This window comes from Microbispora sp. H10885 (assembly GCF_014161415.1).
GTDB classification, from domain to species: domain Bacteria; phylum Actinomycetota; class Actinomycetes; order Streptosporangiales; family Streptosporangiaceae; genus Microbispora; species Microbispora triticiradicis.
In genome coordinates this window covers 35,800-56,689 of record NZ_JABBWY010000012.1, presented here as the reverse complement: position 1 = coordinate 56,689, position 20,890 = coordinate 35,800, and the positions used below count along the sequence as shown (strand labels likewise).

Here is a 20,890-nt window from a genome sequence, read left to right as displayed (position 1 = left end):
TCACCCGATCGTGATGCTGAGTGTCGTTCACAAGACATCGTGCCTGCCCGCAAAAGGCTCCGACAGTCGCGCCACGTTAACTGCGTGTATGGCAAAGGGGTGAACCGGCCATCGGCGAGCAAAGCGCCGCCCGTTCCGGACGCCAACGCCGCTAGCTGGCCGTACTCGCCGAATGTGGGACACCTCACCCGTCCGCCGTCCGTACGGAGTCTCCCGGCCGGTCACCCACCGCAGTCGCGGGGGCCCGCACCGGCCCTGGATCGACCCGCTTATTAACGGTCCTTCCCGATGTGTCTTCCCCCTGGCGGGGTTACGGACACCGGAAACCGGCTGGTCATCGGACCGGCGAGGCGGCCGCGCCCCCTCGGGCGCGGCGCAGCAGGCCGCGGCGGGGAGCGCGGCCGTCGGTGCGCAGCCACAGGTTGACGCCGGTGCCGCCGAGCGCCGAGGGCTCGACGCGTACCCCGCCGCCCGTCGACTCCGCGAGGCGGCGGGCGATGTCGAGCCCCAGGCCGGTGGAGCCCGCCCCGCTGTTGCCCCGCCGCAGCGCCTTCTCCGGATCGGGGATGCCCGGGCCCGCGTCCGCGACGAGGACGCCCACGATCCCGCTCCCCCGGTGCAGGGTGACGCGGAAGGCGGTGCCCTGCGGGGTGTGCCGGAAGACGTTGCCGAGCAGCGCGTCGACCACCGCGCCGAGGTCGGCGGCGGCGACCGGCACGGGGGTGGTCTCGTCGGCGCCGACGAGCTGCCACGGCCGCCCCTGGTCCTCGGCCAGCGCCGACCAGAAGGCGAGCCGTTCGCACAGCACGAGCGCGGCGTCGCAGCCCGCGGGCACGGCCCGGCGGGAGGGCCGCCGGGACGCCTCGATGATCTCGTCGATCGCGTGTTCGAGCCGGTCGATCGCCAGCTTGCGCTGCTGCTCGGCCTCCGGGCCGCTGCCGCCGAGGTTGAGCCGCAGCGCGGTGAGCGGGGTGCGCAGCCGGTGCGACAGGTCGGCGGCGAGCTCACGCTCGGCCGCGAGCAGCACTGCCACCTGGTCGGCCATCGTGTTGAAGGCGTGCCCGGCGGCCACCAGCTCGGGCGGGCCGTCGGGGATGATCCGGACCGAGAGGTCGCCCGCGCCGAGCGCGGCGGCGGCCTGCCCGAGCCGCCGGGCGGCCCGGACCACCCGGGCCCCGAGCCGGTCGGCCACCACCACCGACCCCACCACCAGCGCGACGGCGACGCCGGTCAGCACGGCCCACGAGGTGGAGACCCCCTTCCTGGCGTCCGCCTCGGGCGCGTACGCCTCGATGACGGCGCTCCGGCCGCCGCCCAGCGCGACCGGCCTGAGCAGGACGTATCCCTTGGCGACCGGCACCGTCCTGGCCCGTTCCGCCGCGTTCGCCACGTCGGCGGGGCCGACGCGGGAGCGGCCGACGGTCCGCCCGCCGGACAGGTGGACGGCCAGGCGCGAGACCCCGGCCGGCGTGCTGGCCAGCGCGCGTTCGAGCGCGGCCACGTCGTCGGTGATCACCAGGGCGGGCACGATCGTGGCGGCCTGCCGTTCGGCGTCCGCCAGCGCCCGGCTCTCCGCGATCTCCATGACCCCCACGGCCAGCGGGATGAGGAAGGCCAGCGCGACCATCGCCGTCACGGCGACCGCCACCAGGGCCAGGCTCCGTCGCACCGCCTCTCCCGCCGCCGGCCCTCAGGCCTCTGCGGGAGGACTGAGACGTACGCCGACACCCCGCACGGTGTGCAGGTAGCGGGGCCGCGAGGCGCTCTCGCCGAGCTTGCGCCGCAGCCACGACAGATGCACGTCGATCGTCTGGTCGTCCCCGTACGACTGCCGCCACACCTCGGCCAGCAGCTGCCTGCGCGAGATCACGCGGTCGGGGCGGGCGGCGAGGTAGGCCAGCAGGTCGAACTCCCTGCGGGTGAGGTCGAGCGGCACCCCGTCGAGCCGCGCCTCCCGGCGGTCGGCGTCGACGACCAGGCCGCCGACCTTGACGACCGACGCCGGCGCCCCCGGCCTGGCCCGCCGCAGCACGGCCTCGAGCCGGGCGTTGAGGTGGTCGCCGGAGAACGGTTTGACCAGGTAGTCGTCCGCGCCGTCGCGCAGCAGGCGGACGATCTGCGCCTCGTCGTCGCGCGCGGTGGCGACGATGACCGGCACGTCGGAGATCGCCCGGAGCATCTTCAGGGCCTCGGCGCCGTCGAGGTCGGGCAGCCCCAGGTCGAGGATCACCACGTCGGGGGCGACGTGGGCGATCTCCCGCAGGGCGTCGAGCGCCCGGCCCGCGCTGCGGACGGCGTGGCTGCGCCCCGTCAGGTCGCGGATGATCGCGGAACGGACGAACTCGTCGTCCTCCACCACCAGAACGGTCGCCATGGGGCAGAAACGTACACTCTTCACCCCCGTCGCGTCCGCCGAAGAGCGATGCGGAAGATGCGGATCAAGGGAGATATGCCCCGCCCTTATGTCCATTGAGATCATCCGAAATCAGTCAAGGCATGGGCTCAGGACACGAGATAGAGTGAGCGGCCACATGAGACGGGCCACCGGTTACACGATCGCCTGGTGCGGGGCCACCGCACTGGCCGTCGGCGTGTCCTGGCTGGGCGTGCGCGACGTGCTGCGCAGCGCGGTCCTGGACGACGCCCCCCTCGCCCCGGTGGTGGCCGTCGCCGCCCCGGTCACCGCCTACGCGGCGCTTCCGTCCGCCGATCCGGGGACCGATCCGGACGCGGCCGCCACACCCGGCCCGCCCTCTCCGTCCCCGTCCCTGTCACGGTCGTTGTCACCGACGCCGCGTCCGGCGCGGCGGAACGCGACCGCCACCCCGTCGCGGACGGCCCGGTCCTCTCCCACGGCCCGCGCCGGCCGTCCGGAGGATCCGGCGGGATCGGCCCCTCCTCCGCCGAGCGCCCGGCCGCGCCGCGACCCGGCGGAGGAGACCCTGCACACGTTCACCCTGAAGGGCGGGCGGGCGACGATCGCCGTCACCTCACGGGACTGCCGGGTCGTCACGGCGACGCCGAACGACGGCTACCAGGTCAAGGTCTGGGAGGAGGAGCAGTGGCTGCGCGTCGCGTTCCTCCGGGAGGTGCACGAGTCGTCGGCGTTCTGCGCGTGGAACGCCCTGCCGCCCAGGCTCGACACGTACGAGCGCTGAGCGGGGGCCCGGCCGGGCGGCCGGGGGTCACTTCAGCTTGGCGAGGTACTCCTTCAGCTCCTTGACCTCGGCGGACAGGGCCGTGGAGATGGCCGTGGCCAGCGCCTTCCCGCCGTCGAACGCGCCCTTCTTCTGCTCGACGCCGGCGATCGCGATCGCCCCGCCGTCATGCTTGATCATGAGGGTCGTGAACCGCTTGTCGAAGGCGGGGCCGCTCAGCTTGGCGAGGGCGTCGATCTCGGCCCGCGTCTGCATGCCGGGCATCTTGTGGTCGCGCGGCAGCGGCTCGGCGCCCCACATGTCGAGCCAGCCCTTCAGCGTGCGGATGTCGGTGTCGCGGGCCGAGAGGATCCGCGACGCCATGTCCCTGACCCAGGGGTCGCCGGCCCGCGACTGGGCGAGCGTGGCCAGATCGACGGCCTGGAGGTGGTGCGGGATGATCCGGCCGGCGAACGCCACGTCGGCGGCGTTGTGATCGGCCGGCGCGTCCGTGGCGCCCGGCTCGGCCGGCGTGGCGGTGACGGTCGCGTCGTTCGAGGGCCCGGCGGCGGCCGCCGAGGCCGGGGCGGGGGCCGGAGAGGGGGAGGCGCCGTCGGCCCCTCCGCAACCGGCGAGGAGGGCCATCGCGAGCACGGCGGTCATCGCGCCCGTCAGGCCGGGGTTTACAGGGAGCGGACGGCGGGGGGCGGTCGTCACTGGAGAGCCTTTCGGGTTGGGGCTGGGGGACGGCGGGCACGGCCACCGGGACCGGGCGTGGGCTTCCGGCTCGGGTCGCCGCCGACCCTGCGCCGCACCGGCCCTGGTTCCTGGCGGAGGACCCTACCGCCATACCGCCACCGTCACCATGCTGTTACGGGCGTCCACCACCCGCTGAGCCGTCCGCTTTACGGCACATTTACTCAGATTTACGGACAAGGTGGACATACGGGGTCAAAGCGAACTTTGACTACCCCAAGCAACCCCTGTGCTCTAGCCTCCAACTATGTCAAACGGGAGCGAAACTCTACGAAAGGTTTCACACCGAGGAAACCTCTGTTGACACGAGCGAAACAGTGATACTTTCGCTTGGGAGCGCTCCCAAGCCGTGTGAACCTTCGGGCCGAGGAGACCGGATGGCCGATCTTCCCACCCTCGCAGAGGTAGCCGCCGCAGCCGGCGTCTCCCCGGCAACAGCTTCCCGGGTCTTGACCGGCTCGGTACGCGTGACCACATCGACCCGTCGGCAGGTCCATGACGCGATGTCGCGTCTGGGCTATGTCCGCCGCCGTGCCCCTCGGGGTTCGGCGGGCAGGCGGGCCGAGCAGATCATCGCCGCGGTCGTCTGCGAGCACAGTCCACGCCTATTCACCGAGCCGTTCTATGCCAGGCTCCTGTCCGCGTGCGAGGAGGTGCTGGCGACCCACGGGGTGCCGATGGTCGTGATGACCGCGACCCCCGCGACCGCCTCCATCGCCGCGCCACCGCTGGTCGCGGGCGCCGTCGACGGCGTGCTCCTCATCGGAGCGCGAGCGCGGCACCCCCTCGCGGTAACGCTGGCGGCGTCTGGCGTCCCGGTGCGCTGTGCCGGGCGGCCGCCAGACGGGATCGACCTCCCGTTCGTCGACATGGACAACCGTGACGGCGGACGGCAGGCGGCCGAGCACCTGCTGCTCAACAACCGCAAGCACATCGCCACGATCGCCGGGCCGCCGACCCTGCCGGCCGCCCGCGACCGGCTGGAGGGCTTCCGGCAGACGCTGCGCGACGCGGGGGTGCTCGACATGCCCGTGGCGTACGGCGACTTCACCCACGCCTCGGGCGCGCACGCCATGCAGTGGCTGCTGCAACGGGCGCCGCACCTCGACGCCGTCTTCGCGGCGTCGGACGTGATGGCGGCCGGGGCCATGCAGACGCTGCGCCGTGCCGGCCGCAAGGTGCCCGACGACGTGGCCGTGATCGGGTACGACGACGCGCCGGTGGCCCGGCACACGTCGCCTACTCTGACCACGGTCCGGCAGCCCGTCGAGGAAATGGCCACGCTCGCCGCACGACTGCTTCTCATGACACTCGGGGACGGGGAGAATCCCAAGGGCAATCCGGTGCTCCCCACGGAACTGGTGGTTCGTGAATCGGCCTGAGCTTCGAGAAGGCGACATCCTGACCCGTCGTTACCTGCTCCAGGAGCGGTTGGCGACGGGCGGGATGTCGGTCATCTGGCGTGCCTTCGACCAGTCACTGCAGCGCATGGTCGCGATCAAGGTGCTGGACGGCTCGCTCGACGACGAAAACCCCGGCCGGGAACTCATGCGCAGGGAGGCCAGGGCCACCGCCCGGCTGATCCATCCCGACGCGATCGAGGTCTACGACTACGGGGAGACGGTCACGAACGGCGGCAGGCTCGCGTCCTTCGTGGTCATGCGGTTGCTGGAGGGCCGGTCGCTGGCCGACCGGATCATGGAGGGTCCCCTGCCCTGGGCCGAGGCGACGCAGATCGCCGCCGGGCTGGCGCAGGTGCTGGCGGCGGCGCACGACCGGGGCATCGTCCACCGTGACGTCACCCCGGAGAACGTGCTGCTCGCCGCCGACGGGCCCAAGCTGCTCGACTTCGGGATCGCCGCGTTCATCGGCGAGGCCGACGACCAGCTGGTGGCCGACTTCGGCACACCGCCCTACGTCGCGCCCGAGCGGCTGAGAGGGACGACCGCCGATCCGGCGGTGGACGTCTACGCGCTCGGCGTGCTGCTGTTCGAGATGCTGACTGGTCACCTGCCGTATCCCGAGAAGACCTGGGAGGCGATCGAGGCGGCGCGGCGGGAGGGCCCGCCGCCGGTCCCCGAAGGGGTGCCCGGCCTGCCGCAGGAGGTCGCCGACCTGTGCCGGCGCTGCCTGTCCGGCGATCCCGTCGACCGGCCGAGCGCACGGGCGGTCGCCGCCGCCCTGGCCTCGGTGCGGAAGCCGCCGGGGCCGCGAGGCGCGGGCTGGGGCGCCGCCGCCGTCGGAGCCGCCGCTCTCGGCGGCATCCTGTGGGTCTCCCAGTCGGGCGGCCAGGGCCTCGGCGCCGCCGCCGTGCTCAACCCGGCGATCGCGCAGCCGGCGCAGGCCACCGCCACGCCGTCGGCCGCGCAGGCTGAACCCGTGACCGAACCCATGACCGAAGCCCGCCACACAGCGGGGCCGGTCGCCCGGCACACCGCGAAGCCGGTGGCCGACCCCGGGCGCCGGCACGGGCCCACTCCCTCCCCCTCCGCGACGAAGACCAGGGTCAAGAGCCGGCACGGCGGCGACTCCGCCCAGCCGCGCGCGACGGTCACCCGCAAACCCGGCGTGACCACGCTGCCCCTGGCCACTCCCGCCCCCTACCTGGCGGTCGAGACCGCGGTCCGCCGCTTCGCGCTGCTCGTGGACGGCGCAGAAGCCACCCACGACATCGACGACGACGTGGCGCTCGACCTCAAGCAGGTGCTGCGCAACGCGGTGGCGGCGGGACAGGGAGTCACCGAGGTGCGGACCAAACTGGAGGTCCGCTACGGCGAGGGACGGCTGCCGCTCCTGCTGAAGCAGGAGCTGCACCACGCGCTGGACGGCGTTGAGGCGGCCCTCGCCCGTTCTACTGGTACCTGATTTGGGAGCGCTCCCAGAACAACTTTCTGTTGTTTTCTGTCAGACCCGGTAGTCGGAGCGCGTCCGAAAAACACCCCGGCTCGGACCGAAATATTCGTCTGTTCGTCCGCCGGGCGAGCCCACCGCTCCGCCCGGCCCGGCGACGACAGGGTCTATCACCCTCCTCGGTCCGCGTCAAGTCCTTGCATAGCGGTGGCAAAACCGGATACCTCGTTTCCTCATGAGCGGATTCAAGAAGTTCCTGATGCGGGGCAATCTGGTGGAGCTCGCCGTCGCCGTGGTCGTGGGCGCGACGTTCAGCGGGCTGATCCAGGCTCTCGTCAAGGACCTCATCACGCCCCTGATCGCGGCGATAACCGGAGGCAAGGAGCCCGACTTCTCCGGCTACACGTTCACCGTCAACGGCGCGGAGTTCAAGTACGGCGACTTCATCAACAGCCTGCTGTCGTTCCTGATCGTCGCCGCGGTGGTCTACTGGCTGGTCGTCCTGCCGATGACCCGCTTCCTGGCGCTCTTCGAGACCAAGAAGGAGGCCACCGAGAAGCAGTGCCCCGAGTGCCTGTCGGACATCCCCCTCGACGCCCGGCGTTGCGCCTTCTGCACAGTCGAGCTGTCCACGGTCGCCGCGGCGGACAAGCCCCCCGCCTGACCTTCGCCGCCCCCACCGGCCCTCGATGGACCCTCCATCGGGGGCCGGCGCGTGTCCGCGGCAGGAGATCTCTCGATCCTTATCCTCGCTTTAACATCTAGATGTCTAAAGTACTAGGCACCTAGATAAATGGAGCTATGGTGATCGAGTTCTACTTGGACGGCCGGTCCGGTGTCTCGCCCTACCTGCAGCTGGTCCAGCAGGTACGGCACGCGCTGCGGCTGGGCCTGCTACGCGAAGGCGACCGGCTTCCGACCGTCAAGGACGTCGTGGCGCGGCTGGCGCTCAACCCCAACACCGTGCTCAAGGCGTACCGGGAGCTCGAACACGAGGGCCTGGTGGCCGCACGGCCCGGGATCGGGACGTTCGTCACCAGGACGCTGACCGACGCCTCCCTGGCCGCGCACGGCCGGCTGCGCAAGGACCTGCTGCGCTGGCTGGCCGCGGCCCGCCTGGCCGGCCTCGACGACGAGAGCATCGAGGCCCTGTTCATGAGCGCCTTCAGGACCTCCTCCCAGGAGGACATCGCATGATCGGGCGATCGGCCGGTCCGGCCTCGGGAGAGCCGATGACCCCCGTCCTGCGGGCCCGGGGACTCGGCAGGAGGTACGGCAGGCGGTGGGCGCTGAGAGACTGCACCCTCGACATCCCGGGCGGGCACGTCGTCGGCCTGGTGGGCCCCAACGGGGCCGGCAAGACCACGCTGCTGAAGCTGGCGGGCGGCCAGCTCGCGCCGACCGAGGGAAGCATCACCGTGCTCGGCGGCCATCCGGCGGGCGGCGCGGCGCAGCAGGCCAGGATCGGGTTCGTCGCCCAGGACACCCCCGTCTACGCGGGACTGAGCGTCGCCGACCACCTGCGGCTGGGCGCCGGGCTCAACCCCGGCTGGGACGCCGCTCTCGCCCGAGAACGCGTCGAACGGCTCGGCCTCGATCCCGCGCACCGGGCGGGCAGGCTGTCGGGGGGCCAGCGGGCCCAGCTCGCCCTCACCCTGGGCCTGGCCAAGCGGCCCGAGCTGCTCATCCTGGACGAGCCGGTCGCCGCGCTGGACCCCCTGGCCCGCCGCGAGTTCCTCCAGGGCCTGATGGAGGCCGTCGCCGAGCACGAGTTCAGCGTGGTGCTGTCCTCACACCTCGTCTCCGACCTGGAACGGACATGTGACTACCTGATCGTGCTGGTCGACTCGCGCGTCCGGCTCGCCGGACAGGTGGACGACCTGCTGGCCACGCACCACCGGCTCACCGGCCCGCGACGCGACCCCGACCGGCTCCCGGCCGGCCAGCACGTCGTCTCCGCCAGCCACACCGACCGGCAGAGCACGTTCGTGGTCCGCACCGAGGACCCGATCCACGACCCCGCCTGGACCGTCAGCCGGCTCACCCTGGAAGACCTCGTCCTGGCCTACATGGAGGGGCCGGCTCCCGCCCAGGGGCGCCCGGTTCTGGAGGTGCGGCGATGATCTGGCTGACCTGGCGCCAGTTCCGCGGCGCGGCCGCGACCACGGGCGCCGCACTCGTCGTGCTCGCCGTCGCCCTGGCGCTGACCGGGCCGGAACTGGCCTCCGACTACTCCGCCGGGATCACCGCCTGCGCCCGGGACGGCGGCTGCGGGCAGTTCTTCGACCGGTTCTTCGACGACTACCAGGCCCCCTTCCAGGCCGCCACCGTCATCGTGCTGCTCCTGCCGGCCCTGGCCGGTCTCTTCTGGGGCGCGCCGCTGGTCAGCCGTGAGCTGGAGGCCGGCACCCACCTGCTGGTGTGGAACCAGAGCATCACCCGCACCCGCTGGCTGGCCGTCAAACTCACCGTCGTCGGCGGCGCCGCCGTGGCCGCGGCCGGGCTGTTCAGTCTCGCGGTGACCTGGTGGTCCGCCCCTCTGGACAAGTCCGCCTCCCCGGGCTTCACGCTCATGGACCCCCTGGTGTTCGGCGCGCGCGGCATCGTCCCCATGGCCTACGCGGCATTCGCGTTCGTTCTCGGCGTGACCGCCGGGCTGGTCGTCAGGCGAACCCTGCCCGCCATGGCCGTCACCCTGGCCGTCTTCGCGGCGATCCAGATCGTCATGCCGTTGACGGTCCGGCCCCATCTCCTCCCTCCGGTCGGCTCCGCCTTCGAGCTCGGCCCGGAGAACGTGGACTCGTTCGGCAAGTCCAGCGACAAGGAGTTTCCCGAGGTGGTCCTGGATTCGGCGATACCGGGTCACACGGGCGCCTGGGTGCTGTCCAGCCGCCTCGTCGATCCGTCCGGGCGCGTGGTGGGCGGCGACGGCGCCCCCGTCACCGTCCGCGTGTCCGTGACGTCGGGGCCGTGCGCGCCGTCGCAGCAGGCTCAGGAGGAGAGACGGGGCATGGACGGCTGCATCGCCGAGATCAACCGGCTCGGCTACCGGCAGCGGGCGACCTACCAGCCGTTCGAGCGTTTCTGGGCGTTCCAGTGGATCGAGACCGGGGTCTACGCGCTCCTCACCCTCGGCCTCACCGCGTTCTGCTTCCGCTGGCTCCGGAGGCGGCTGTCGTGACCGTCAGGTCCGTGGCGTCCGGGCTCGTCCTCCTGCTCACGGTCGCCTGTACGGCACAGACGCCGCCCCGCGCGGAGCCCGGCCCGACGACCGCCGGTGGATCGGCCGTGTGCGCGCCGCCCCGGGGCGCTCCCGCGCCGGAGACGCCCACCACGATCGACGTGGTCGAGCAGGCGTACTTCTGCATCCTCGCCGACTACTACGGCGGAGCCACACTGGACGCGCGTTCGCTGCTGAGCGCGGGATTCGTCGCGTTCACGCAGGAGCTCAACCGCGGCGGGCGCGACGTGCCCGAGGCCACGATGCCGGCGTTCACCGGTGACCGGAAACGCGACTGGGCCGCGTTCGAGACGGTCTACCGGCGAGTCGTCGACCGCTTGCCGGACGACGCCGGGCTCCGGGAGAAGCTCGCCGCCGCCACGCTGGAGGCCGTCGTGGCCGCCCTGAACGACGACCACGCCCGCTGGAACCACGGCCGCCGGCGTCCGCCGGACTCCTACGACGACGACCAGTACGGCCTGGGCCTGCGGGCCAGCGCCGGTCCCCAGGTGAACGTCGACCCCGGGACCGCCCTGCCCCCGTTGTTCGTCACCGCCATCCTGGGCGGACCGGCGAAGGCCGCGGGGCTGCGCCCGGGCGACGTCGTCGAATCGATCGACGGATCGGCGCCCTTCGTCGACGGAACGGTCACCCCTGCCGCCGTCACCGCGCTGTACCCGCAGTACCCGGAAGACCGGCCGGTCCGGCTCCGGTTGCTGCGGCAAAGCAGCGGCCGGCGCTGGACGGTGACGCTCAAGCCGGGCCTGTACCAGCCCGATCCGGCCGCCGTGCAGGTGGTGACGTCGAAGCTCCTGGGGGACGGCGTCGCCTACGTACGGCTGAGCGGCTTCGCGCCCGACGTCGCGGACCGGTCGCTCAGAGCCATCTCCAGGATGGGCGGCGGCCGCACCCTGACCGGTGTCGCCTTGGACCTGCGCGGCAACGGCGGCGGGAGCCCCGACGAGGTGAACAGGTTGCTCGGCGCGTTCGCCCACGACAAGGTCACCGCGTACCAGTGCGCCGCGGACGGCGGGTGCGAGGCCATGCGGACCGACGACAGCGTCGCACTGCTCGGCCTGCCGCTGGTCGTGCTCACCGACCGGGGCTGCGCCTCGGCCTGCGAGCACTTCAGCTCCGCCGTCAAGGACCTCCGTCTCGGCCGGCTCGTGGGGACGCGGACCGCGGGCGCCGTCTCCGGCCCGGCGCAGCCGTACCTCCTCGGCGACAACACCCTTCTGGCGTTCCCGTCGAGGCATCACCTGGCCCCCGGCCGCGAGGTGATCGACCGGGTCGGCGTCGCACCCGACTACCACGTGCCGCCGACCCCCGAGGACGCCGCCGCCGGGCGCGACCCCGCTCTGGACAAGGCCCTGGCCCTGCTGCACGGGTGACCCGCCCATCTCCCGCCGTGCCCCGAAAGGACGGATGCTTCATGAGTCATGCCGTCGGATCGGCGCCGGTCCCGCACGGTGGCCTGCCGGCCGCCTCCGGACTGGTCGCCTTCTCCCTGACCGCCTTGTCCCTGGCCGCCTTCTCCCTGGCCGCCTTCTCCCTGACCGGCTGTTCCACGCCCGCCCTCCCCCGGTCCGTCCCGGCCGCCGCGTCCGCCCGCCCGTCGGCCACCGGCGTCCCGGTCATTCCCGCGCCGACCGCCGGCGGGCGGCCCGTCGGAACCACCACCCTGTATCTGAAGGACGCCTCCCGCCCCGACCCGTGGGTGCCGGAGGCGGAGGCCAGGGAGCTCATGGTCACCCTGTGGTACCCGGCGCGGACGAGCGGGGGCCGGCGGGCCCCGTACATGACCGCGAAGGAGTCGGAGCTCACGCTGAGGGGCAAGAAGGTGACCGGCGTGCCGTACGACCTGCTGAGCAGGACGCGCACCAACGCCTACCAGGACGCGGAACCGGCGGGGCGCAGGGCGGGCCTGCCCCTGGTGGTGCTCTCCCCGGGTTTCACCATGCCCCGCGGCACTCTCACGGCGCTCGCCGAGGAGCTGGCCGCCGGTGGGTACGTGGTGGCCGGCGTCGACCATGCCTACGAGAACTACGCGACGACCTTCCCGGACGGGCGGGTCGCCGAGTGCGTCGCCTGCGACAGCGACGGCGACCCCGGCTTCGGCACGAAAGTGGTCGGGGTCAGAGCGGCCGACGTGTCCTTCGTGCTCGACCGGCTCACCGGGCGGGGCGCCAAGTGGGAGGGCTCCGCGCTGATCGACGCGTCCAGGATCGCGATGGTCGGCCACTCCATCGGCGGGGCGAGCGCCGTGGCGGCCATGCTGAAGGATCCCCGGATACGCGGCGGGATCGACATGGACGGCACCACGTACGCCCGGATCCCGAAGCGCGGCCTGTCGCGGCCGTTCATGTTCATGGGGTCGGCGGGCCACGCGCCCGGAGGCCGCGACAACTCCTGGGACCGCGACTGGAGACTCCTGACCGGATGGAAGCGCTGGGTCGTGCTTCCCGGCGCGGATCACCAGTCCTTCACCGACGTGCCGCTCCTGGCGGGCGCTCTCGGCCTCGGCGTCCCGGGGACAGTGTCCGCGGCCCGCGGCGCCGAGATCACCCGCGCGTACGTCCGCGCCTTCCTCGACCTGCACCTGCGTGGCGAGCCGCGGCCTCTCCTGGACAAGCCCTCGTCCCGCTACCCCGAGGCCGAGCTGTGCGCCCCGGAACGCAAGACCTGCGGAGCGGGGCAGGTGGGCTGATACGGCGCGGTGGAAACGTACTGCTGCCACTCCTGCCGCGTGAAACCCCGGCCCGCGACGCGGCAGGCCGCCTGGAGAAGGTCACGGGGCAGCCCGACGTCCCATAGCCACACCCTCGGGTCCTTCCCGCCCGAGGCCAGGCGGCTGCCGTCGGGACTGAACGTCACCGACGTCACGCGGTCCTTGTGACCGGTCAGCGGGGCACCGACCTGCCTGCCCGAGGCCACTTGCCACACCCGCACCGTCCCATCGGCCCCGCTCGACGCCAGGCGCCTGCCGTCGGGACTGAACGTCACCGACGTCACCCTGCCGGCATCACCGGCCGGCAGGGCGCGGACCTGCGCGCGGGTGCGCATGTCGAAGATCCGCACCGTCCCATCGGACGCGCTCACCACCATTCGCCTGCCGTCAGGGCTGAAGGCGACCGAGTTCGCCAGGACCTGCAGCGGGGCGCCGACCTGTCTGCCCGCCGCGACATCCCAGATCCGCACCGCGCTGAGGCCGGCGACCGCCAGCCGGGTGCCGCCGGGACCGAACGCCACCTGGGTCACCGCCTCCGTGGGGCCGATGAGCGGGAAGCGGTCCCGGCCGGCGGCGGCGGCGTCCCAGATCCGCACCGTCCCTTCGGCCCCGCCGGACGCCAGACGGCTGCCGTCGGGGCTGAACGCCACCGCGTACACCTCGCCGGTGTGGCCGGTGAGCGGAGTGCCGATCCTCCTGCCGGTGGCCACGTCCCAGATCCGCACCGCCGTCCCGTCCCCGGCGGTGACCAGGCGGCTGCCGTCGGGACTGAACGCCAGCCGGATCACCGGGTCGGCGAAGCCCGTCAGCGGGCTGCCGACCCGCCTTCCCGAGGCCACGTCCCAGATCCGCACCGCGTGATCGTCTCCGCCGGAGGCCAACCGGGTGCCGTCCGGACTGAACGCCACCGCATACACCTCGCCCGCGTGACCCAGCAGCGGAGCGCCGGCCTGCCTGCCGGTGGCGGCGTCCCAGATCCGCACCGTCGCGTCGGCGCCCGAGGTGGCGAGCCGGGTGCCGTCCGGGCTGAACGCCACCTCGGTCACCTCGCGGGTGTGACCCAGCAGGGGAGCGCCCACCTGCCTGCCGGAGGCCACGTCCCAGATCCGCACCGTATGATCGTTTCCGGCGGAGGCCAGCCGGGTGCCGTCCGGACTGAACGCCACCGAGGCCACCGTGCCCGTGTGGCCGGACAGCGGAGCGCCGACCTGCCTGCCGGTGGCGGCGTCCCAGATCCGCACCATCCTGTCGGCCCCGCCCGAGGCGAGGCGGGTGCCGTCCGGGCTGAACGCCACCGCGTACACCGCGTCGCCGTGGCCCTTCAGCGCGGGCCCGGCCTGCCTGCCGGAGGTCAGATCCCAGATCCGCACGGTGAAGTCGAGTCCCGCGGAGGCCAGCCGGGTGCCGTCGGGGCTGTAGGCCAGCGAGGTAACAGAGCTGGTGTGGCCGTTCAGGACGGCACGCGCGGGTGTGCCGAGCAGCGCGACCATGCTCGCCCGCGCCTCGGCGGTAGGCGCGATGGCGAACGCCGCCACGGCGAGCCGCGCCGACGTCATCGGGTCGTCGGGCCAGGATCGGCTGGAGGCGGACACGCTGCGGCTGAGCGCCTCCGCGCTCCGCTGCTCGACCTCCCGGTTGACCCGCAGGGCGATCAGCGCGGTGACGACCGCGATCACGAGCAGCCCGGCCAGCGCCACGGTGACGGCCCCCCAGCGCCGCCGCGTCCGGGTAGCCGCACGGACTCCCGCGCGCAGAAACGTGTCGCCGTGCTCGGGCAGCGCCAGGCCCGCGTAGCGTTCCGGGTCCGCGCGCCAGCGCGTGACGGCGCCCCGCGCGTCCTCCAGCCGAACTCCTCTGTACAGGAAGGACTGGTCGCGGCCGTGGGCCTCCCACTCCCCCGCGGCGTGCAGGATCTGCCCGTGCAGGATCCGGTCGGCCTGTTCCTCGGCGAGCCATTCACGCAGCCGTGGCCACGCGACCAGCAGCACGTCGTGGGCGAGTTCCACCGTGCCGGCCTCCCCGCCGGCCTCGGCACCGGCGGTGATCATCAGTCGCGCGACGGTGAACACCTCGACCACCTCCCGGGCCAGGCCGGGCCGGGCGGGCGCGCAGAGGCCGGCCACGTCCCGGAGCGCGACGCGCCGCCTGGTGGCCTGCCCGTCGGCACCGGTGACGATCAGCGCGAGGATGAGCCGTTTGGCCGTCTCCCGCCGCCCCGGGTCGAGTGAGGCGTAGACGTCCTCGGCGGCGTCCTGCACGGCGGAGGCGACGCCGCCGGAGCGGTCATAACCCGTCAGGGTCAGCGAACCGCCCTTCCGGTTCTCCCAGGTGCGGACCATCGCCACCGACAACAGCGGCAGTGCCCCCGCCCCATACCACCCTGGCCGTCCCGTTCCGGCCGGTGATCCGTCTGACGGTGCGCGGACGTGGGTGAGGAGCTCCCGGACCACCTGCTCGGCCAGGTCGGCCTCCACCATCAGCCCGGCCGCGGCGGCCGGGCCGGTGATCGCCCGCTGCAACTCCTGCTCGCTCATGGGACCGAGCACGAACACCCGCTCCTGCAGCGCCCGCCGCAGGACGGGGTGAACGGCGCACCGGTCGGCGAAATCCCCCCGTACCGTGACCACCACGACGCCGGCCGCCCGGTCGCCCCGGAACGGCCCTCCGGGGCCGGCGACCATGGTGATCGCCTCCAACGCCGTCACGAACGCCTCCGCCTCGTTCTCCGGGGCGAGAGTGAACAGTTCCTCGAACTGGTCGACGACCACGAGCAGCCGCGTCGGATCCTCGCCGGCGCCGCCCTCGCGGCGGTGACGGGCTCGCTCAGCGGTCAGGACCTGCCGTGCCCACTCTCCCGCCTGTGCGGGGTCGGCACGCAGTTCGCGCCACACGGAAGCGGGGTCGGCGCCGCACCGCACCGCCAGGTGCACGGCCAGTTCCCGCAGCGGACCGGCCCCGGGGGTGAGGGTCACCGGCGACCATGTCTCTGTCGCGCCGCCTCCGGCGCCGGAGACGGACGGCGTGGCCAGCGCGGGCAGCAGCCCCGCGTGTACCAGGGACGACTTGCCCGCGCCGGAGGCGCCGGTCACCAGGATCAACCCGCTGCCGCGGTGGGCGGTGATCATCGCCGTCAGCTCGGCCGTGGCCTGCCCACGTCCGTAGAAGACCCCCGCCTGCGCCGGGCCGAACGGCGCCAGGCCCTGATAGGGGCAACGGTCCGCCCACGATCCACCACCGGCCCCGGGTCGCGTTCCCGGCGTCGTCGCCACCACCGGCAGCCGGCCCGCCAGCTCACCGAGCTGTTCCCGCATCACCAGCAGCAGGGCGACCTCCCGCTGGATCTGCGCACGGTCGAACCGGCGCTCGGCGTCCTGTCGCAGGAGGATCCGCTGGATCTGGTCGACCGCCCCGGTCAGCCGCCCCAGGAGTGGGGCGAGCACCTCCATCTGGCGTCCGAGCTCGGCGAAGCCCTTACCCAGCTCCTCCAGCAGCCGGGCGTCGCCCCGGGCGAGCGCCTCGGCGACCACCACCCGGGTGGCCTCGACCTCGGCCAGTACCGTTCCCAGAGCCCCGGCGAGTGCCTCGGCACGCGCGTCGCCCGCCTCCAGAACCTCCTCCAACCGGTCGGCCAGCTCCCGCACCGCCCGCCGCGTGAGCGCCTCGTCATCGTGGCCGGAGCCCGCCGGCGCCCCTGACGGCCGTGCGGCGGTCCGTCCGTCCCGTTCGCGCGCCGTCGCCGCGGCCAGCGCCGCACCGATGAGATCCGACAACAGATTGGCCCCGACGGATCCCACGACGTTGAGTCCGGCCGCGAGCGCCGCCGGACCAGGCTCGGCCAGTGCCATGGGAACGAGGGCGCTGGCGCACAGCGTGGCCAGCAACGCCCGGGGCGTCGTCCAGGCCACACCCCGCGCGGACAGCTCGGCCGCCTGTCGTACCCAGCCGCGGGCGCCTTCCTGTGCCGCGGCGACGCGTTCGGCGGGCACGGCGTGGCCTCCCGGCTCCGGCGACCTCGCCTGCCGCCCGTCCCCCGTCTCCACACGCTGCTCCCGACGCCGTAGCCCCACCCTCAGACATCGGCATGCGTACGGAAAGTCATCCCACACGCCGGCGTCCATGGCCTTATCGGCCCCGGTGTGCCGAGCGCTACGTGAACCGCGGTGGTTCCTACGCGCCGTAGGGCCGTCACCAGGGGGACGGCGGGGGCAGGGAGACGACCGGCGGGCGGTCGTCGCAGGTGATGGTGTTGGTAGAGGCCGTCGATGGTCGAGTCGCTCATCGCGCCGCCGACGCCGGTGACCTGGTCGGTGTCGATGCGCTCCCGTATGTCGCCCTCGATGGCGACGCCGGACAGAAGTCGCGGTTGCCGCCGGCCGAGGCGTCCCTGCCCGTTCGGGTCGGTGGAGAACGGATACTGGTTGTACAGCCACGCGTACTGCGACGTGAGGGTCATGACGGCCCGTTTGCGGCCATTCACCGCGACGTCGAGCGGCGCGGTCATGCCGCCGCCCGCGGGCGCGTCCGGGATGCTGTAGCGCACGGTGACGGCCTTGGCCGCCTTCGGCAGCGTGAACTCGACGTACTGGCCCGGCGTCAGCCTGACCGCCATGCGGCCGGACGCCTCGGCCGGCAGCGTGTACGCGTCACGGCGGGGCCGATGACCGTGCTGTTGGTCGAGGCGTTCTCCGCCTCCTGCTCGGTGAAGTCGACCTAGGCGCCTCGGCCCGTCACGAGAGCCGGGTCGACGGCGAGCGCCGCGGCGAAGGGGATCCTCATCGGCCCTCCTCCGTGATCCAGACGGCGGTGTCGCGGGGAAGCAGGTCGCCACCGAGAGTGCTGCCGTGCCGGCTCACGAGAGGGCCGCTGGCCAGCACCACCGAGCCCCGGACCGGGAACGGCACCGGCTCCGCGCCGAAGTTCACCACGCAGACCAGGCCGGAGTCGCGACGGAAGGCGATCACGTCGTTCCCGGCCGGCAGCCAGGTCATCGTGCCGTCCCCGAGCAGCTCACGCCGCAGGTGCAGGGCGGAGCGGTACAGGCACAGCATGGAGCCGGGGTCGCGCTGCTGGGCCTCGACGGTGAGGTCGCGCCATCCGGCCGGCTGGGGCAGCCACGGTTCGCCCATGCCGTATCCGAACGGAGGTTCTGTGCCCGACCACGGCAGCGGCACGCGGCATCCGTCGCGTCCCGGGTCGGTGTGACCCGACCGGGCCCAGATCGGGTCCTCGCGCAGGTCGTCCGGAATATCCTCGACCTCCCACAGGCCGAGCTCCTCCCCCTGGTAGACGTAGACGCTGCCCGGCAGGGCCATGGCCAGCAGGGCCGCCGCCCGCGCCCGCCGCCTGCCCAGCTCCGGGTCGGACGGCGTGCCGTGCTTGCGGTCGGCGTGGTCGAACGAGGTGTCCCGCCTGCCGTACCGCGTGACCGGGCGGGTCACGTCGTGGTTGGAGAGCACCCACGTCGCGGGAGCGCCGATCGGCACGTGCGTGGCCAGCGTCAGGTCGATGCTGCGGCGCAGGGCGGCCGGCTCCCAGGGGCACGAAAGGAAGTCGAAGTTGAACGCCGTGTGCATCTCGTCCGGGCGCAGGTAGAGGGCGAAACGCTCCTGGTCGGGCAGCCACACCTCCCCGATCAGGACCCGGCCGCCGTACGCGTCGCTGAGCCGCCGCCACTCGCGGTAGATCTCGTGGACGTCGTCGTGGTCGGTGTACGACTCCTCCACGCTGTCGAGGTCCTTGACCAGGACGGCCGCCGAGTCGATGCGGACGCCGTCCACGCCCCGGTCGAACCAGAAGCTCAGCACGTCGAGGAACTCCTGACGCACGTCCGGGTTGTTCCAGTTGAAGTCGGGCTGTTCGGGGGCGAACAGGTGGAGATACCACTCGCCGTCCGGCACCCGGGTCCAGGCCGGGCCGCCGAAGATCGACTGCCAGCCGTTCGGCGGGCCGTCGCCGACGCCGGGACGGAACCAGAACCGCTCCCGGGCCGCCGAACCGGGACCGGCCGCCAATGCCTCCCGGAACCAGGCGTGCCGGTCGGAGGCGTGGTTGGGGACGACGTCCACGATCGTGCGGATGCCAAGGTCGTGGGCTTCCGCGATGAGCTTCTCCGCCTCGGCGAGGGTGCCGAAGACCGGCTCGATGGCCCGGTAGTCGGCGACGTCGTAGCCTCCGTCGGCCATCGGCGAGGGATACCACGGATTCAGCCAGACGGCGTCGACGCCGAGGTCGGCGAGGTAGGGCAGGCGTGACCGCAGCCCCGCCAGGTCGCCGGTGCCGTCGCCGTTCCCGTCGGCGAAGCTGCGCAGGTAGACCTGGTAGATCGCGGCCCCGCGCCACCATTCGGGGGTCGAGGTGTTGCCGGGCATGCTGGATACAACTCCTTGTGGATGACGGCGATGGAAGGTCTGCTCAGCCCTTGAGGCCGCCGGCGGTGAGACCGGCCATGATGTGCCGCTGGAACAGGAAGAAGACGACGATGGTGGGCAGGCTCGCGATCACCAGGGAGGCCGTGAGCGCGTTCTGCGGCATGGTCTGCGACAGCGAGTTGATCGCCACGCTGATCGTCGTCTTCTCGGTGTCGGGCAGCGCCAGGAGCGGCCAGACGAAGTCGCGCCAGACGTTGACCACCGTGAAGATCGACACCACGCCCAGGATCGGCCGGGAGATCGGCAGGACGATCGACCAGAGGATCCGCGCCGGGGAGGCGCCGTCCATCTCCGCGGCCTCCAGAAGCTCGCGGGGGATCGAGTCGAAGAACCGTTTGAGCAGGAAGACGTTGAATCCGTTCGCGGCGGCTGGCAGCCAGATCGCCCACGGCGTGTTCAGCAGGTTGACGTGCAGGATCGGCAGGTCGAGCACGGTGACGTAGGTCGGCAGCAGCAGCACCATCGGAGGGATCATGAGCGTGGCCAGCATGCCGCCGAGGATCACCCGGCCGAGCACGGGCCGCAGCTTCGACAGCGCGTAGGCCGCGGTGACGTCCACCGCCATCGTGAAGATCCAGGCTCCCGCGGCGTACAGGACCGTGTTCCCGAGCAGCCTGCCGAGGTCGAGAAGCTCCCACGCCTCCCGGTACGCGTCCCAGTTGAGGCCGTCCGCCGGGAAGAGCGTCGGCGGGATCTGGTCGAGCTCCTGCGGCGACTTCAGCGCGCCGGTGATCATCCAGTACAACGGGAAGACGAACACCAGCGTGAACGTGACCAGCGTCGCGGCCAGGACGGTCCAGTAGGTCACCCGGCCGCGCCCCCTGCTCAGCCGGTGCGGGGAGACGAGCGTGCGGACCCGAGGGGTGGCGTCGGGCATCAGGGACGGTCCTCCCGGGCGACGCGCAGGTAGACGACCGAGAACACCATCAAGACGATCATCAGCATCAGCCCGAGCGCGCCGCCCCCGCCGAAGTTCCCGAAGTTGAAGGCGTACTGGTACATCAGGTAGGCGACGGTCACGGTGGCGTTCTCCGGGCCGCCCCCGGTCAGCATGAACGGCTCGATGAACACCTGCATGGTCGCGATGACCTGCAACAGCAGCATGACGAGCAGGATGAGCCGGGTCTGCGGGATCGTGACGTGCCACAGGCGCCGGAGGATCCCCGCGCCGTCGAGCTCGGCCGCCTCGTACAGCTCGCCGGGGATCGTCTGCAGCGCGGCGAGGTAGATCAGCGTGCCGCTGCCGAGGTTCATCCAGGTCGACACGATGACCAGGGACACCAGGGCCGTGCCGGACGAGTCGAGCCAGCTCAGCGGCGGGACGCCGAAGAACCCGAGGATCTGGTTGAACAGCCCGGCGCCGGGATCGTAGAACCACTTGAACAGTAAGACCGACACGGCCGGCGGCAGCATGACCGGCAGGTAGACCACGAACCGCAGGTACGCGCGGGCGTGCCGGAGCTCGTTGAGCACGATCGCGGACGCGAACGGCACGAGGTAGCCGATCACCAGCGCGAGCAGGGTGAACACGGCGGTGTTGCGCCAGGCCGGCCAGAACGCCGAATCGGCGAAGACGGCCCTGAAGTTGTCGAACCCCACCCAGATCGGGTCGCTGACGAAGTTGTTCTTCTGGAAGCTGAGGAAGACCTCCCGGATCATGGGATACCAGGAGAAGAACGCGAAGCAGATCAACGCTCCGCACAGGAAGCCGTACGCGGTCAGATTTCGCTGTACGTCACGCTTCGTGGCGACGTTCATGTGGTGTCTCTTT

At 72.4% G+C, this 20,890-nt stretch carries 17 protein-coding genes; 9 read left to right on the top strand and 8 right to left on the bottom strand.

Going from position 1 to position 20,890, the window contains the following annotated elements; genetic code table 11:
- Window positions 1-334: 334 nt before the first annotated feature.
- Both HHX37_RS28865 and HHX37_RS28860 read right to left on the bottom strand, forming a co-directional pair.
- Complete coding sequence (locus HHX37_RS28865; protein WP_117409968.1) at window positions 335-1,669, bottom strand: sensor histidine kinase; 1,335 nt, start codon at window positions 1,667-1,669, stop codon at window positions 335-337.
- 21 nt (window positions 1,670-1,690) lie between these two features.
- On the bottom strand, window positions 1,691-2,374 hold the full coding sequence (locus tag HHX37_RS28860; RefSeq protein ID WP_117409967.1) for a response regulator transcription factor: 684 nt from the start codon (window positions 2,372-2,374) through the stop codon (window positions 1,691-1,693).
- 157 nt (window positions 2,375-2,531) lie between these two features.
- Here HHX37_RS28860 and HHX37_RS28855 point away from each other — a divergent pair, with 157 nt between their 5' ends.
- Entirely contained in the window at window positions 2,532-3,158 is a 627-nt protein-coding gene (locus HHX37_RS28855) for a hypothetical protein (protein WP_182887494.1), read from the top strand.
- 27 nt (window positions 3,159-3,185) lie between these two features.
- Here the strand turns inward: HHX37_RS28855 and HHX37_RS28850 are convergent, their stop codons facing one another.
- Entirely contained in the window at window positions 3,186-3,800 is a 615-nt protein-coding gene (locus tag HHX37_RS28850) for a DUF305 domain-containing protein (RefSeq protein ID WP_182887493.1), read from the bottom strand.
- Window positions 3,801-4,270: 470 nt separating this feature from the next.
- On the opposite strand from HHX37_RS28850, the gene HHX37_RS28845 reads away from it, so the two are divergent.
- The 8 genes from HHX37_RS28845 to HHX37_RS28810 all read left to right on the top strand — a co-directional run bounded on the left by HHX37_RS28845 (window position 4,271) and on the right by HHX37_RS28810 (window position 12,670).
- Window positions 4,271-5,275: a LacI family DNA-binding transcriptional regulator gene (locus HHX37_RS28845; RefSeq protein ID WP_117409964.1), complete on the top strand. Its 1,005-nt coding sequence runs from the start codon at window positions 4,271-4,273 to the stop codon at window positions 5,273-5,275.
- Window positions 5,262-6,758, top strand: a complete 1,497-nt coding sequence (locus HHX37_RS28840; protein ID WP_138462233.1) for a serine/threonine-protein kinase — start codon at window positions 5,262-5,264, stop codon at window positions 6,756-6,758. Before HHX37_RS28845 ends, HHX37_RS28840 begins: the two co-directional genes overlap by 14 nt.
- 220 nt (window positions 6,759-6,978) lie before the next feature.
- Entirely contained in the window at window positions 6,979-7,407 is a 429-nt protein-coding gene (mscL, locus tag HHX37_RS28835; protein WP_182882668.1) for a large conductance mechanosensitive channel protein MscL, read from the top strand.
- 137 nt (window positions 7,408-7,544) lie between these two features.
- Window positions 7,545-7,940 (top strand): GntR family transcriptional regulator, encoded by a 396-nt coding sequence (locus HHX37_RS28830; RefSeq protein WP_138462235.1) that lies wholly within the window; start codon window positions 7,545-7,547, stop codon window positions 7,938-7,940.
- A 35-nt stretch (window positions 7,941-7,975) separates the two neighbouring features.
- On the top strand, window positions 7,976-8,866 hold the full coding sequence (locus HHX37_RS28825; RefSeq protein ID WP_138462298.1) for an ABC transporter ATP-binding protein: 891 nt from the start codon (window positions 7,976-7,978) through the stop codon (window positions 8,864-8,866).
- Complete coding sequence (locus HHX37_RS28820) at window positions 8,863-9,924, top strand: ABC transporter permease (protein WP_182887492.1); 1,062 nt, start codon at window positions 8,863-8,865, stop codon at window positions 9,922-9,924. The genes HHX37_RS28825 and HHX37_RS28820 overlap by 4 nt, the downstream gene beginning before the upstream one ends.
- Window positions 9,921-11,354, top strand: a complete 1,434-nt coding sequence (locus HHX37_RS28815) for a S41 family peptidase (RefSeq protein WP_310740575.1) — start codon at window positions 9,921-9,923, stop codon at window positions 11,352-11,354. Before HHX37_RS28820 ends, HHX37_RS28815 begins: the two co-directional genes overlap by 4 nt.
- Window positions 11,355-11,395: 41 nt before the next feature.
- Window positions 11,396-12,670, top strand: a complete 1,275-nt coding sequence (locus tag HHX37_RS28810; protein WP_182887491.1) for an alpha/beta hydrolase family protein — start codon at window positions 11,396-11,398, stop codon at window positions 12,668-12,670.
- Here HHX37_RS28810 and HHX37_RS37975 read toward each other — a convergent pair.
- From HHX37_RS37975 to HHX37_RS28785, 5 genes are all read right to left on the bottom strand, one after another.
- Window positions 12,607-16,731 (bottom strand): WD40 repeat domain-containing protein, encoded by a 4,125-nt coding sequence (locus HHX37_RS37975; protein WP_182887490.1) that lies wholly within the window; start codon window positions 16,729-16,731, stop codon window positions 12,607-12,609. The genes HHX37_RS28810 and HHX37_RS37975 overlap by 64 nt on opposite strands.
- A 29-nt stretch (window positions 16,732-16,760) precedes the next feature.
- Window positions 16,761-17,300, bottom strand: coding sequence for a hypothetical protein (locus HHX37_RS35945; protein WP_220503250.1), 540 nt, complete (start codon window positions 17,298-17,300; stop codon window positions 16,761-16,763).
- Window positions 17,301-17,463: 163 nt separating this feature from the next.
- Entirely contained in the window at window positions 17,464-19,059 is a 1,596-nt protein-coding gene (locus HHX37_RS28795; protein WP_182887489.1) for a glycoside hydrolase family 13 protein, read from the bottom strand.
- A gap of 43 nt (window positions 19,060-19,102) precedes the next feature.
- On the bottom strand, window positions 19,103-19,996 hold the full coding sequence (locus tag HHX37_RS28790; protein ID WP_182887488.1) for a carbohydrate ABC transporter permease: 894 nt from the start codon (window positions 19,994-19,996) through the stop codon (window positions 19,103-19,105).
- Complete coding sequence (locus HHX37_RS28785) at window positions 19,996-20,877, bottom strand: carbohydrate ABC transporter permease (protein ID WP_182877696.1); 882 nt, start codon at window positions 20,875-20,877, stop codon at window positions 19,996-19,998. The genes HHX37_RS28790 and HHX37_RS28785 overlap by 1 nt, the downstream gene beginning before the upstream one ends.
- Window positions 20,878-20,890: the final 13 nt, after the last annotated feature.